Origin of the sequence: Caldanaerobacter subterraneus subsp. tengcongensis MB4 (assembly GCF_000007085.1) — a bacterium.
Lineage (GTDB): Bacteria > Bacillota > Thermoanaerobacteria > Thermoanaerobacterales > Thermoanaerobacteraceae > Thermoanaerobacter > Thermoanaerobacter subterraneus.
This window is the reverse complement of sequence record NC_003869.1, coordinates 1786302-1800949: the sequence shown is the minus strand read 5'-3', so window position 1 is coordinate 1800949 and position 14648 is coordinate 1786302. Positions and strand designations below refer to the sequence as shown.

16 protein-coding genes and 1 pseudogene are annotated in these 14648 nt (G+C 35.4%); all 17 read left to right on the top strand.

Annotated features, from left to right (window positions below; genetic code table 11):
* The first annotated feature begins 12 nt into the window (after positions 1-12).
* Complete coding sequence (locus TTE_RS08890) at positions 13-744, top strand: ATPase domain-containing protein (RefSeq protein ID WP_011026028.1); 732 nt, start codon at positions 13-15, stop codon at positions 742-744.
* A gap of 59 nt (positions 745-803) precedes the next feature.
* Positions 804-1043, top strand: coding sequence for a hypothetical protein (locus TTE_RS08885; RefSeq protein WP_041587185.1), 240 nt, complete (start codon positions 804-806; stop codon positions 1041-1043).
* A gap of 59 nt (positions 1044-1102) precedes the next feature.
* Positions 1103-1330, top strand: a complete 228-nt coding sequence (locus TTE_RS08880; protein WP_226990129.1) for a hypothetical protein — start codon at positions 1103-1105, stop codon at positions 1328-1330.
* A gap of 231 nt (positions 1331-1561) precedes the next feature.
* Entirely contained in the window at positions 1562-2038 is a 477-nt protein-coding gene (locus TTE_RS08875) for a Fur family transcriptional regulator (RefSeq protein ID WP_041587184.1), read from the top strand.
* Positions 2039-2182: 144 nt separating this feature from the next.
* Positions 2183-4261 (top strand): ribonucleoside triphosphate reductase, encoded by a 2079-nt coding sequence (locus tag TTE_RS08870; RefSeq protein WP_011026024.1) that lies wholly within the window; start codon positions 2183-2185, stop codon positions 4259-4261.
* Positions 4258-4944, top strand: coding sequence for an anaerobic ribonucleoside-triphosphate reductase activating protein (locus TTE_RS08865; protein WP_009611017.1), 687 nt, complete (start codon positions 4258-4260; stop codon positions 4942-4944). Before TTE_RS08870 ends, TTE_RS08865 begins: the two co-directional genes overlap by 4 nt.
* A 293-nt stretch (positions 4945-5237) precedes the next feature.
* A pseudogene (locus tag TTE_RS08860) lies at positions 5238-6640 on the top strand (ISLre2-like element ISTte3 family transposase).
* Between the two features lie 168 nt (positions 6641-6808).
* Positions 6809-7165 carry a DUF134 domain-containing protein gene (locus TTE_RS08855; protein WP_011026022.1) on the top strand — a complete coding sequence of 119 codons (357 nt, stop codon included), beginning with the start codon at positions 6809-6811 and terminating at the stop codon, positions 7163-7165.
* Between the two features lie 89 nt (positions 7166-7254).
* Complete coding sequence (locus TTE_RS08850) at positions 7255-7884, top strand: VTT domain-containing protein (RefSeq protein WP_011026021.1); 630 nt, start codon at positions 7255-7257, stop codon at positions 7882-7884.
* Between the two features lie 349 nt (positions 7885-8233).
* Positions 8234-8659, top strand: a complete 426-nt coding sequence (locus TTE_RS08845) for a PaaI family thioesterase (protein WP_011026020.1) — start codon at positions 8234-8236, stop codon at positions 8657-8659.
* A gap of 54 nt (positions 8660-8713) precedes the next feature.
* Entirely contained in the window at positions 8714-9460 is a 747-nt protein-coding gene (locus TTE_RS08840; protein WP_009052954.1) for a cysteine hydrolase family protein, read from the top strand.
* Positions 9461-9522: 62 nt separating this feature from the next.
* Complete coding sequence (locus tag TTE_RS08835) at positions 9523-9882, top strand: phasin family protein (RefSeq protein WP_028986124.1); 360 nt, start codon at positions 9523-9525, stop codon at positions 9880-9882.
* A 34-nt stretch (positions 9883-9916) separates the two neighbouring features.
* Entirely contained in the window at positions 9917-11593 is a 1677-nt protein-coding gene (gene ubiB, locus TTE_RS08830) for a 2-polyprenylphenol 6-hydroxylase (RefSeq protein WP_004401600.1), read from the top strand.
* Between the two features lie 29 nt (positions 11594-11622).
* On the top strand, positions 11623-12192 hold the full coding sequence (locus TTE_RS08825) for a TetR/AcrR family transcriptional regulator (RefSeq protein ID WP_011026018.1): 570 nt from the start codon (positions 11623-11625) through the stop codon (positions 12190-12192).
* A 15-nt stretch (positions 12193-12207) separates the two neighbouring features.
* Positions 12208-13071: a patatin family protein gene (locus tag TTE_RS08820; RefSeq protein ID WP_009611015.1), complete on the top strand. Its 864-nt coding sequence runs from the start codon at positions 12208-12210 to the stop codon at positions 13069-13071.
* Positions 13072-13428: 357 nt separating this feature from the next.
* Complete coding sequence (locus TTE_RS14035; RefSeq protein WP_011026017.1) at positions 13429-13599, top strand: hypothetical protein; 171 nt, start codon at positions 13429-13431, stop codon at positions 13597-13599.
* A gap of 137 nt (positions 13600-13736) precedes the next feature.
* Entirely contained in the window at positions 13737-14645 is a 909-nt protein-coding gene (murB, locus tag TTE_RS08815) for a UDP-N-acetylmuramate dehydrogenase (protein WP_011026016.1), read from the top strand.
* Positions 14646-14648 lie beyond the last annotated feature (3 nt).

Sequence of the window (14648 nt, the reverse complement as noted above, 5' to 3'; positions counted from 1 at the left end):
GGGCTACTATTTATGAGAATATATTTTGAAAGGGATTGGATGAAAGAGCTTCTTTTTGAAGGGTGGGTGTACGAAAAACCTCTGTTGGTAAGCGGACCTGGAGGCTCAGGGAAGCCTTTAATAGGAAATTTCTTTGCTGATGAGTGGCTTAAAAAAGGCGGGAATGTGATATTTATGACTGCTAGCACATCAATTGAAACACACAAGAGAATGATGAAGCATTTGGGATGTGAGTTAGAAAAATATGAGGAGGAAGAGAGGGTATTCTACATTGAACTTGCACCACAGATAGAGGATATAGAGGAAGTTTCTGAAAATTCAATAAGAGCAAATTATGTCAAACCAGAAGTTTGGGACAAAGCGTTGGATTTTGCAGGAGATAAGGTCAAAAAGGGAAGCGATTTAGGCACACTTGTTACAAGTGCCTCTCTTAATTTACTGTTTTTTTCAAAGACCTATGGAGAAAAGATGTATGAGAAGTTAAAGTTTTTAGTTAAAGGTGAAGATAAAAATTACTTTTACGTTCTTACTTTAAATAGCGATGCTTACAAGGATTGGGCAAAAGCACTGGAGGATTCTTCATATAACCTTATGGTAAGCGGTATGAGTGAGAATATGAAGCTTACATTAAAAGTGATTAAGATGCACGAGGTTAAATACAAGGATGAAGAGATTATACTGCCTTTGACACCGGATATAATCATGGAAATTAAAAAAGAGGCTGAAGGCGGGAGGACAACCTGATACCTGCTATTAGAAAGTTGTAGAAAAATCTAACCTCTTTTGTGGCAGTAAATTCTGATATGTTTCAGGAATTTAATGAAAGGCTAAAAGAGGTTTCTGACAATATACTGGAGTTTTTCAAAAAAGGCGAAGGCATTTGGATAAAGGTAAGGAAATTTAAAGGAGAGTACGATAATGAAGAGAAGGAGTTTAAATTTGCCAAAGAGCTTTTTACAACTACAAAAAAAGAGGTAGCAGAAAGGACCTCAAAAATGATATGGGCAAAAAGAGAGGGACATAAACTTAGTTATTTCTTTTAATTCTAACCTTTCTATAGTAAAATATAAAAAGGAAACCAATAAATATGGTGGTGAATATAATGACTTTAAAGGAACGAGCTTACAAGATAATAGACAAAATCCCGGAAGACAAAATGGCAAAAGTTATAGCCATTCTTGAAAACTTAAAAGAATTAATAGAAGAGGAATTGGACGAATTTGATATTCAACTTATAGAAGAAGCTAAACAAGTTCTTGCCAGCGAAAATGAATATGTACCTTTTGAGGAGGTGCTTAAGGAGGCTGGAATTAATGGGGAAGAATTATAAAATAGAATTCAGCAAAAAGGCTGCAAAGTTTTTTAAAACCCAGCCTCTTCTTTTTTGTTTTTCTTAATTTAGCTATTTTTATAAAAAGGCTTGCAGTTTGACCCTGTCTTGGTGGATGAGATAGATGATTTTCTGTGGGAGAAATGGAGAAAAATGTACGAAAGTTATTGACATATGTCAATAAAAATTGTATATTTAAATTGAACATATGTCTGAAATTTGGTGAGTTGTATGGTGAAAAATCAAAAAAACCTTATGCCTCTTTTAGTTAAGGTTCTAAAAGGTAGGGGCTTGAAGGTTACGGAAAAGCGGCAGATCCTTTTGGATGTATTTTTAAAAAATCCGGATAAGCATTTTGATATTGATTCACTTTATGAAGAAGTAAGGAAAAGGTGGCCTCACTATGGAATTGCTACTCTATACAGGAACTTAAAAATTTTAGTAGAAAGCGATATTATCTCTGAAAATCTTATCGGAAACAAGAAATACTATGAGCTCAAGATGTTTAGCAAAAAAAGGATACACGCGCATTTAATCTGCAAATACTGCGGTAATATTGACGAGTATTATAGCCCAGAGCTTATAAAAACTGTAAAAGAGATAGAAAAAAAGTATGACTTTGATATTTACTATGGAGAACTAAATTTTTATGGAATATGCAGCAATTGCAAAGCCAGGCTTTTAGCAAATTCAGAGGAAAAGTCTTAAAGTGCGGCGGGTTTCCGCGCTTTATTTTTTTATTGACTTGGATAGGTGACCATGATATACTAAATATTGAGGCATTAAATTAAGATACTACTATATTTTGTGTCATATTGAGAGTTTTTTAAACAAAAGAATGGAGGGTTACGTATGGAAATTGAGATGAAGGTGATTAAAAGAGACGGGCGAGAGGTGAAATTTGATAAGACAAAAATCTCAAATGCGATTTATAAGGCTTTTAAAGCTGTGGGAGAAGGGGAATACGAAGAGGCATTAGAAATCGCTGATGAAGTGACAAAGCACGTAGAACAGGTTTTTGAGGGGATAGCCAGTGTTGAGCAAATTCAGGATGTGGTGGAAGTATTTTTAATAAAAAGGGGATATGCTAAAGCTGCAAAAGCTTATATTCTTTACAGAAAACAACACCAAGATATAAGAGAGTTTAAAAAGATGGTCATGGATATTGAGAAAATGGTAGATGAGTACCTGGGAAAGCAGGATTGGAGAGTAAATGAGAATAGCAATATGAGCTATTCACTGCAAGGGCTCAATAACCATATATCGAGCAGCATTACTGCTCACTACTGGCTGAATAAAATATACCCTCCAGAGGTGAGAGATGCGCATATAAGCGGGGATTTACATATTCACGATTTGGGACTTTTATCTGTTTACTGCTGCGGCTGGGATTTAAGGGATTTGCTTTTGAACGGGTTTACAGGAGTGGAAGGAAAGGTTCAGAGCAAACCGCCAAAGCACTTCAGGTCAGCCCTTGGGCAGATTGTCAACTTTTTCTATACGCTTCAAGGAGAAGCAGCAGGGGCCCAGGCTTTTTCCAATTTTGATACATACCTTGCTCCCTTTGTTTACTATGACAATTTGTCTTACAGGGAAGTCAAACAGGCCATGCAGGAATTTATATTCAACCTGAATGTCCCAACAAGGGTGGGCTTTCAGACACCTTTTACGAATATAACCATGGATTTGGTTGTGCCCGAGATTATGGCAGATGAGCCTGTAATAATAGGCGGAAAGATTATGGACAGGACCTACAAGGAATTTCAAAAAGAGATGGACATGATAAATATGGCTTTTGCAGTGGTGATGATGGAGGGGGACGCGAAAGGGAGGATATTCACATTCCCCATACCCACTTATAACATAACTAAAAATTTTGACTGGGACAGCCCTGTTGTAAACAAAGTGATGGAGATGACAGCAAAATACGGCCTTCCTTATTTCAGCAATTTTGTAAATAGCGACCTAGACCCAAATGATGTCAGGTCAATGTGCTGTAGACTTAGATTGGACAACAGGGAGTTGAGGAGAAGGGGAGGAGGGCTTTTTGGAGCAAATCCCTTGACAGGGTCAATAGGTGTTGTGACGATAAATATGCCCAGGATTGGATATCTGTCCAGGACGAAAGAGGAGTTTTTCCAGAGGTTAGAAAGACTTATGGACATTGCAAAGACCAGCCTTGAGATAAAGAGGGAAGTACTTGAGAAGATGACAGAAATGGGGCTTTATCCTTATTCCAAGTTTTACCTTAGAGATGTGAAAAAGAGGTTTGGGTATTACTGGCAGAATCATTTCAACACCATAGGGCTTATTGGTATGAATGAAGCCTTGCTCAATTTCATGGGAGTGAGCATTGCCACGGAAGAGGGGAGAAAATTTGCACTTGAGGTCTTAGACTTTATGAGGCATAAGTTAGAACAGTATCAACTGGAATCCAGTTTTATGTACAACCTGGAGGCAACTCCTGCAGAAGGAGCCTCTTACAGATTGGCCAAAAAAGATAAAGAGCTTTTCCCAGATATAATTACTGCAGGAGATGATGTTCCGTACTATACCAATTCTACTCAACTGCCAGTGGATTTTACAGAGGATATATTTACTGCGCTTGATTTGCAAGAGGAATTGCAGACTAAGTACACTGGAGGGACTGTATTTCACGGTTTTATAGGGGAAGCCATTAGCGATGTGGAAACTTGCAAGGCATTGGTAAGGAAAATCGCCTATAATTACAGGATTCCCTACTACACAATAACTCCTACTTTTTCCATATGCGAAGACCACGGGTACATTTCAGGCGAGCATTTTGAATGTCCCTACTGCGGTAGAGAATGTGAGGTTTACAGCCGCGTAGTGGGATACTATAGGCCTATTAAAAACTGGAATGAAGGGAAGAGAAAAGAATTTGAGCAAAGGAAGGAATTTGTGGTATGATGTACGATTTTTTGCCGGTTTCTTTTGTAGATTTTCCTGGGAAAATTGCAGCCACTGTGTTTGTGAGTGGCTGCAATTTTAAATGTCCATACTGCCATAACTCTTATTTGATACAAATGAGAGAAGGAATAAAAAGTGAAAAAGAGTTTTTTGATTACCTTAAAAAGAGGGCAAATTTGATAGAGGGGGTATGCATAACAGGAGGAGAGCCTACACTTTGGAAAGGGCTTAAAGATTTTATAAAAAATATAAAGGACTTAAATTTTGAAGTTAAACTTGACACCAATGGTTCAAGACCTCAAGTGTTGGAAAGTTTGCTTGAAGAGGGATTACTGGATTATATAGCGATGGATATAAAAGCGCCAATAGAAAAGTATGATATGTTTTTAAAAAATGAAAAGGACATAGAAAATATTAAAAAAAGTGTAGAGTTAATAAAAGACTCGGATATAAATTATGAGTTTAGGACAACTGTAAATGATAAATTGCTTACTCTTGAGGACTTCACTTTTATTGCAGATTGGATTTCTCCTGTAAAAAGATATGTTTTACAGAGGTATAAATATGCTGAAGGAGTACTTGATAAAAATTTAAGCGGAACAGGTAATTGTGATATTGATTTTTTGTTAAAAGTAAAAGAGATTGTATCTCAAAAAATAAAAGAAGTATTAATTAGAGAATAAGAGTGACAATTTAATTTGTAATGGACATGCGTCTAAAAAGGATTTATAATGGAATTAGGAAGATTTGTTATGGGCTATATCCGGATAATGAAGAAAAGGTACTTTTTAAATATGAGGCCTTAGAAGAGATTAAAAAGATGGCGGATGACAATTTGACCCAATTTTGGTTGAAAAGTTTTTTGGATTTCACATAGTGTAAAATTATCGTAGGATTTTTAAAGTGAAAAAACAAGAGACAACCCCTGTGATAAAATAGATTGTGGAAAACAAAAAACACGAAAGGGGTGTCTCTTGTGAAAAAACATATTTTTGAGGATATTATACTACAAAATGCTCTAAATTTCACTAGGGAAATGATGAATGTTTTTGAGGATTTATTAAAGAATGGAATGAATATTACAGAGCTTGTAGCAAGGATAAAAGAACTTACGGACAAACTAGGTAGAGAGGCAATAGAAGCAATTATTGAGGAGTTAGATAGGATAATAAAAGAAGACAAGAGAAGGAAAGAAAAATGGGTAGTAGAGAGGAAAGATAAAAAGAGATTAACGACAGTCCTTGGGGATATTGAATATGAGAGGACATATTACAAATCAAGGGAGGATGGTAGATATACATATTTAGTGGATGATGCATTAGAGATAGGACGGCACGAGAGGATAGAAAAGGGAGTAAAAATAAAGTTAGTAGAAAATGCGATAGAAGAATCATACGAGAAAAGTAGCGAGAAAGCATGTCCAGAGAAAATAAGTAAACAGACGGTATTAAACGCATAAGGGAAATAGGAGAAGTAGAGGTGAAGAGAGAAATAAAAGAGAAGAAGGAAGTAAGGGTTTTATACATAGAAGCAGATGAAGACCATGTACCTTTACAAGATGGCAGCAGTGAAACACCGCGATTGATATACATACATGAAGGTAGGGAAGAGAAAAACGGAAGGAACGTACTGAAGAATGTGTATTACAAGGCATACGTAGGAGAGAAAGCAGAAGACATATGGATAGATGTAGCGAATTACATAGAAGAAAATTACAAGGAAGAGAAGATAGAGAAGATATACATAGCAGGAGATGGAGCACCATGGATAAAAGAGGGATTAGAATGGATAGTAAAATCAAGGTTTGTGTTAGACAGATATCATTTAAACAAATACGTATTAAAAGCAACATCAAAAGAGCCAAAGTATAGGGATAAGATATGGAGAGCAATAAATGAAGGGGATAAAGAAGGAGTGAAGAAAATATTTGGTGAGTTAATAAAGATAGCAAAAGAAGAGAAAGAAAAAGAAAAGATAAAGGAAGCGAAGAGATACATACTAAACAATTGGGAAGGGATAAAGATATACAGTGAAGACGAAGATGTAATAGGGTGCAGTGCAGAAGGGCATATAAGCCATGTATTTTCTGCAAGACTTAGCAGGAATCCATTAGGGTGGAGCAGAGAAGGATTAAAGTTAATGGCGAAATTAAGGGTATTTAGCAAGAATGGAGGAGACTTAAGAGAAGTAGAGTGGGGCAAGAAAAAGAATATAAATGCAGGAAGTTACAAATTAACAGAGAAGCAAATAAAAGAGGCAGTAAGGAGAGTTAAAACGTCTACAAATGAAAAAATAAACAATATTACGGTTTTGAATATAGGGAAAGTAACGCCAATATATAGGGTTTTAAGAGCATTAAAATATGCACAAGTTATATAAAGAACATGATAAAACGAAGCCCTGAATTAATTAAGTTTCAGGGGTTGTCTTAAAAAAATCCTACAGTATCTTGACACTATCGGATTTCATGAGGGATTGATATTTTTTCGCAGAAAGTATAAAATATTAAAGTAATTGCAATTTATAAAAATAGTAGGGTGTGATAAAATGCCAAGACCGCCGAAGTGGAGATGGGTTAGAAGCGAACCAAATGTTACTTATTTTAAACCAGTAGGGATTCCGCTTTCTATGCTGGAAGAAGTGATACTCACAGTAGAAGAACTGGAGGCTATCAGGCTGAAGGATTTAGAAGGGTTGGAACAGGAAGAATGTGCCGATATGATGAAGGTATCTCGGCCAACTTTTTTTAGAATAATAACTTCTGCTAGGCAGAAGATAGCTGATGCATTGGTAAATGGCAAGGCTATAAGGGTAGAAGGAGGAAATTACAAAGTATACGGGGAGGATATGAGGGGTCACGGTGGAATGAGGCACAGGCATGGCTGGTATAACGAAGAAGATTAAATTTTGATTAAAATTTCTCGTATTTTCACACAACCTTTCATATATATAGTATAATTGAAAAGGACTATATATATGGAAGGATGAAGTTAATGGACATCGTAAAAAATTTTGTAGATATTGTACTTCACTTGGATAAATATCTTGGAACGATAATTCAAACTTATGGCACATGGACCTATAGCCTTTTGTTTTTTATCATTTTTCTTGAGACGGGTTTTGTAGTGACCCCTTTTCTCCCAGGTGATTCGCTTTTATTTGCTGCAGGGACCTTTGCTGCGATAGGGAGTCTGAACGTGTACTATGTGATTGTGCTTTTAGCTTCTGCTGCAATATTGGGAGATACGGTTAATTACCATATAGGTAAGTTTATAGGTGAAAAAATTTATGAGAGTGAAAATTTGAGATGGATAAAAAAAGAGCATTTACTGGAAGCTCGTGATTTTTATGAGAAGTACGGCGCTATTACTATTGTGGTAGGAAGGTTTATCCCTATCATCAGAACCTTTGTCCCTTTTGTTGCAGGAATTGGCCAGATGAGATGTTTTAGGTTTTTGTTTTACAACGCATTTGGCGGAATTCTCTGGGTTTCTCTTTTTACTTTGGGAGGATACTTTTTTGGAAATTTGAAAATAGTCAAGGACCATTTTGGGTTGGTTACTATTGCTATAATTGTGATTTCAGTGATACCTGCAATTGCCACTTTTCTTAAAAGAAGATGAGCTGGGGTTTTGCCCTAGCTCATCTCAGACTGATGACAAACTCAGAGAAGTGGCATTTTGTATGTAAATGCGACTTGTTACAAAGCGGTAACAAAACTTGGCGAGCTTGAGAGCGGAGGCAGGGCGAGCGAAAGCGAGTGGCCACGTTGAGCCGTAAGGCGAATTGGCCGGAACCCCGCTGGAGCTCGAAAAGCGAGCCTTAGTTTTGTCGCTTTGTAACTCCGGAGCATTAACACAAAATGCCACTTAAAAGATAAGGACTTTGTCAGCACTCTGAGGCAGGATAAAATGTCCTGCTATTTTTTATGCTATAATAAAGAGAGCAACTTAAAAAAGAGGGGGCGGAAAGGTGAAGGCAATAAACAGCGGAATAGATGAGAAACTTTTTGAAGATCTTTTGAAAGTGAACAGGGATACAAATTTTCATCAGTTAATAGGAGTTCATGTGGTAGAACTGGGACAAGGCTATGCTGTGACAGAAATAGAAATTGAAGAAAAGCACCTTAATCCTCTTAATATTGCTCATGGAGGCGTGCTTTTTTCAGTGATGGATATCACTATGGGTATGGCGGCAAGGACAGTAGGTAAACAGGTGATAACTATTGAGATGAATATAAATTACCTTTCCCCAGTAAGAGTAGGGGAAAAAGTGAAAGCCAAAGGCAAAATAGTTCATGCGGGGAGTAAAACTACTGTGGCAGTTTGTGAAGCCTATGCAGAAGATGGGAGGCTTTTAGCTGTGGCAAGAGAAACTTTTTTCAATGTACTGGATTAAGTATTTTTGTGGTATAATTTTGGCAAAAGAGTTGATTAGAGGGGGTAATTTTTTATGAATTTTGATAGCTTTTTGTATAACACCAGGCCATTTTTAAATTACCTTTTTGACTTTTATAGCAACCTTGAAGAAAAAAGCTTGAGCAGTGTAATATACAATGCTGGTGGAGAGGATAAGGTTTCAGTTTTGGTTGTGGATATGCTAAACGGTTTTTGTAAAAGCGGTCCATTAGCTAGTCCAAGAGTGGCAGGCATAATAGAACCTATAAAGAATTTATTAAAGGCCTGCTACAGAATGGGGATAAAAAATGTGTTCTTTTTAAATGACGCTCATCCTTCAGATGCAGTTGAATTTGGAGAATTTCCACCTCACTGTGTAAAAGGCACTTTTGAGAGTGAAATTGTTGACGAATTAAAAGAAATAATTGAAGGAGAACCTGTGATTGTGGAGAAAAATTCGTTGAATGTGTTTTTTGGAGGGGAATTAGAAGGCGGGAATGAGTTTTTAAAGAAAGTTGTTGAAATGATAAAGGAAGGAAAATCTACTTTTATCGTTGTAGGAGATTGTACTGATTTATGCGTTTACCAGACGGCTATGTCTATAAAAATGATTGCAAATGCCAATAATCTTAAAGTAAATGTAATTGTACCGGAAAATTGCGTTGAAACCTATGATACATCTGTAAAAACTGCTCAATCCCTCAAAATAATGCCTCATGATGGCAATTTGATACATACCATGTTTTTGTATCACATGAAATTAAACGGTATAGAAGTTGTAAAAGAGCTGTTGGAGGAGTAATAAAATTCCATATTGACTTTAGGAAATTTTAGTATATAATATTAATAGAGATATTAGGACGGATGTCCGAATTAATTTTGAAAGGGGTTATATATATGACAAGTTTGCTTGAAAAATCTATCAATTTTGGTTTGGGATTATTTGCATTATCACGAGAGAAAATAGAAAAAATAGTAGAAGAACTTGTAGATAGAGGAGAAGTTGCAAGAGAAGATGCACAAAAAATGGTAAAAGACTTGGTAAAAAAAGGTGAAGAACAGAAGGAAGAATTGAGAAAAATGATTAAAGACGCAGTTGCTGAAACGTTAGGCTACATGAATGTTGCCAAAAAGGAAGATATTGTTACTAGGGAAGAGATAAAAAGTATTGTTCGTGAGGAAGTCAGAAAAGTGCTGGAGGAAATGCAAAACACAGAAAAATAAGTAACTATAAAATTTTGATGACAGGTGTGAAATAATGCAACATTTAAGAAGATATAGAGAAATAATTTTCGTATTCATCAAATACGGGTTTGGTGCTATAATTGACAATATTGGAATTTTAAAACATATAAATGTAAGAAGAAAAATCTTGAAGCAAACAAATGATGAAAATATTGCGAAACTTTCCCGTGGAGAAAGATTAAGACTTGCTCTTGAAGAATTAGGACCTACTTTTATAAAAATGGGGCAGATTTTAAGCACAAGGTCTGACATTTTGCCAAAAGATATAATAAAAGAATTGGAAAAATTACAGGACAAAGCTCCTGCTTTTTCTTTTGATGAGGTGAAATCAGTTATACAAAATGAATTTGGCGAAAGTTTGGAGGAAGCCTATGCTGAATTTGAACCTACTCCTCTAGCGGCGGCTTCTATAGCACAAGTTCACAAGGCTTTGTTGTGGTCAGGCAAAACTGTTGTTGTCAAGGTTCAAAGGCCAGGGATAGAAAAAATCATAGCCCAAGATATGAGGATATTAGAAGATATTGCCAAATTTGTTGATAATCATACAAAATATGGAAAAATATACAATTTTACAAAAATGGTAGAAGACTTCAAAAAGAGATTGGAAGAGGAATTAGATTTTAGAATAGAGGGGGAAAACGCAGAAAAGTTCAAAAAGAATTTTTTAAAAGACAAAAAAGTCAAAATTCCTTCTATAATCTGGACCCATACGACAAGACGTGTATTGACGATGGAATACATTGGTGGCATTCCGTTAAATGATTTTAATGCAATTGATGAGGCTGGATTAGACCGCGGTGCAATTGCAAGAAACCTTGCAAAATCTGTATTGAATCAGATTTTAAGGGATGGTTTTTTTCATGGAGACCCTCATCCGGGAAATATTATGGTGCTAGAGGATGGGACAATAGCATTTTTAGATTTTGGAATGGTAGGTAGCTTAAGTCCAGAAAGGAAAAGACAGTTTTCTAAAATGTTGTTGGGGATTGTTTACAAAAATAGCAGGATGATTATTGAAAGCATTATAGATTTAAATGCTGTGACTCTAAATGTCAATATGAAAAAGCTAGAAAAAGACATAAATAATTTGCGAGATAGATATGTTGAAATACCGTTAGAAAAGCTCAAAGTTGGGGAAGTCCTCAATGGGATATTTGACCTTGTATTTTCGTATAATATTGTAATTCCCAATGAATTTAATATGCTGGCTAAAAGCCTTATAACGTTAGAGGGAATAGTAGAAAAGTTAGATCCCAAAATTAGCGTTTTAGAAGTGGCAAAACCAATTGCAAAGCAGTTGATACCTAAAATGTTTTCTACTCAACATATGAAAGAAGAGATAATAAATGCCACAATGGATTATAGCAGATTGATAAAGGAGTTGCCATCGTTTTTATTGAATTTTTTAAGGAAAACAGAAGAAGAAAATTATGCTATAGAATTGAAAATAAGAGACCTTGAAAATTTAGAGAAACGGGTTGATAAGGTATTTAATCGGCTTTCCACCAGTATTATACTTTTGGCTTTAAGTATTGTCATTGCAGGGATTTTAATAGGGTCAGGAATGAGTGCTAATGCTGGTGCAGAAATGTATAAGCTTAATGGGATAATTTTAAAGATTGGTTTAGCGATAGCTTTTGTCATAGTTTTAGGTTTAGCAATTTCTATTTTCCGATCTGGGCGGCTTTAATAAATAAACTTCAAAAGGGGAAATCCAAGATGGAAGGTAAAAACCAATCGCAAAGAATATTAAATGCTGCATATAAGTGTATTTCAACTAAAGGATATGCTAATGTTTCCTTAAGAGACATTGCAGAGGAAGCTGGTGTTGTATTAAGCCAATTGCATTATTATTTTGGCAGTAAGGAAGGGCTTTTTACAGAGGTAATAAAGATGATGATAAATAAATATTTAAAAGAAATAAATGAAGCTTTGAGTATGGGAGAAACTGCAAAAGATAAGATGCTATCCTTAGTGAATTTTTTTAAAGACCTTTTAAAAAATAATCCAGGACTTTTTAAACTGTTGTACGATTTTACAGGTTTAGCTATGTGGTCCTCTTCTTTTAACAGTTTATTAAAAGATTTATTTAATGACTTATCTAAAATGATTGAGGAAAAAATTCTAAGTAACAGTGCTTTAGGAGAGAATTTTAGAAATTATTCTCCACGAGCAGTGGCGAGGATGATACTTGGTGCAATGTTTGGTACGGGAATTCAAGTGATTTTAGATTCTAATGAAAATGAAATTTTGGATGCGTTAAATGCCATACAAATTATCTTTGAGTAAAAATGGTGATGGGAAATGAGACCAAGAGTAGGACTTATACTGGGCGGTGGAGCAGCAAGAGGATATGCGCACTTAGGTATACTAAAAAGATTTGAAGAAGAAAATATTCCTATTGATTTTATAGTAGGCATAAGTATGGGAGCGATAATAGGAGCAATCTATGCTTCAGGACATAATGTAGACAAACTTATAAGTGATGCAAAAAAGATTAATATGTTAAAATTTATAAGTTTATTGGATTTTAAAGCCTCACGAACCGGCTTAGTAAAGGGTGAAAAAATAGAGAAATATTTGCGGGGTTATGTGAAAGAAAGTTTTGAGGAACTTAATATTCCTCTATATATTGTGGCTACTGATATTCAAACAGGAAAGGGAGTAGTATTTAAAGAGGGAGACTTGATAAAAGCTATAAGGGCAAGCATTTCTATCCCTGCCTTTTTTGAACCTGTGGAGTACAATGGAACCAAGTTAGTTGATGGATCAATTGTTGATTCTGAGGCAATAGAATTAGCAGCTAGCTTGGGAGCAGACATAATTATAAATTGCGATGTAAGCTCAAGCATTGATATGGGCTTTTTCGAAAGGTTTTTTTATTCTTTAGCTAATAGTGAGAAAGTGCTGCCAATAAAAAAGTATTTTAATATAAAAAGGCCTTTACCTGAAATCATATCTATTACAACAACCGCTATTAAATTGTTAAAAGACAATTCTAATAAGAATCTTGAAAAAATGGAGGGAAATAAACGGGTTTATACAATAAAACCTAATGTCGATAATATACGCTGGTATAGATTTGACCAGGCAGAAAAATGTATAAATATGGGATTTGAAGCTGCCGATTCTATTGTTGCGAGAATAAAGAGGGAATTAGAAATGTAGGGCAAACGACTTGTGTTTATTTATTCTAAAGGAACTTTTTCCTCAATGTCCAAATAAATTTCAAGCGTAGTATTTACTACAATAAATTTGACTTTTAAGATTATTTTTTTATTTTCAATTGACAAAGTTCTGTATTATAAAAAATATTCCCCGAAGCATTTGTGGAGGGGGTAGAAGGTTCGGAGAAAAAGAATAAAAAGAGGAGAAATATTAAGAAAATGTAAGAAAAAGTCCAAAATATTAGACTATTTCCTATTTGCATTATGTGGTATAATATTTAATGGACAAAAGTAGGGTGTGTACATAAAATATTCAAAATTTTGAGAAGATTGTTGGTAATGAAGAGGTGATTACTTTATGGAATGCCCAAATTGCAAGAGTACTAATGTGGGCAAGATAGGAAATAACCTCTATTTTTGCAGGGACTGCAATTGCGAGATAAAAATAAAAAAATGCACGGCGGTTGTCAGCATGTACGATGCAGAAGGGTGTGTTACAAAAAGGTTTAAGGTATGTTACAACGCATGAAAGGAGGGGCTATCCCTCCTATTTATTTTGTAAATAAAAAGTGGTATTATAAAATTGCACATGGAATGAAATTAACATGTAATTGATAGACTATAGATGGAATAATTTTTTGATTTTTAATTTTGAGGAGTGGTACAGTGGCTGAGATACTTGTTGATAAATTGAAAGAAATTTTAAAAGAGGGGAAATTATATTTAAATGAGCCAATGAAAAGGCATACCTCTTTTAAAATAGGAGGGCCAGCTGATGTACTAGCTGTTCCGGGAAGCAGAGACGAACTTATTAATCTCATCGCATATTTAAGACAGGAAAAAATACCTTTTTTTATTCTAGGGAATGGCACTAATTTGCTGGTAAGTGAAAAAGGTATAAGAGGCGTGGTTGTAAAACTTAGTTCTTTGAGGAATGTCATTGTAGAAGGAACTAAGATAATAGCAGAAGCAGGAGCTTCCCTGTCCTATATTGCAAATGTAGCATTGGTACATGAGCTTACCGGTTTTGAATTTGCAAGTGGCATACCTGGCACTTTGGGTGGGGCCATAGTGATGAATGCCGGTGCCTATGGGTCTGAGATGAAGGACGTGGTAGAAAAGGTAGAAGTCTTAGATGAAAATAACAATATATTGATTCTTTCCAATCAGGAAATGAAGTTCTCTTATAGATATAGCATTTTGCAAGAAAAAGAATGGATAGTTTTGAGAGCCTGGATTTCTCTTGAAAGAGGGAATTATGAAGAGATAAAAAAGAAGATGGAGGAACTAAATCAGAGGAGAAAAGAAAAACAGCCTTTAGATTATCCCAGTGCAGGGAGCACTTTTAAAAGGCCTCCAGGGTACTATGCAGGAAAGCTTATTGAAGATGCGGGGCTCAAAGGGTACTCGATCGGGGGTGCTAAAGTTTCAGAAAAACATTCGGGATTTATTATAAACACTGGGAATGCGACTTTTTACGATGTGCTCAACTTGATTGAGTATATCCAGAAAGTAGTAAAAGAGAAATTTGGAGTTGAGCTTATGCCTGAGATAAAAATTGTGGGGGAAAAATAGGAG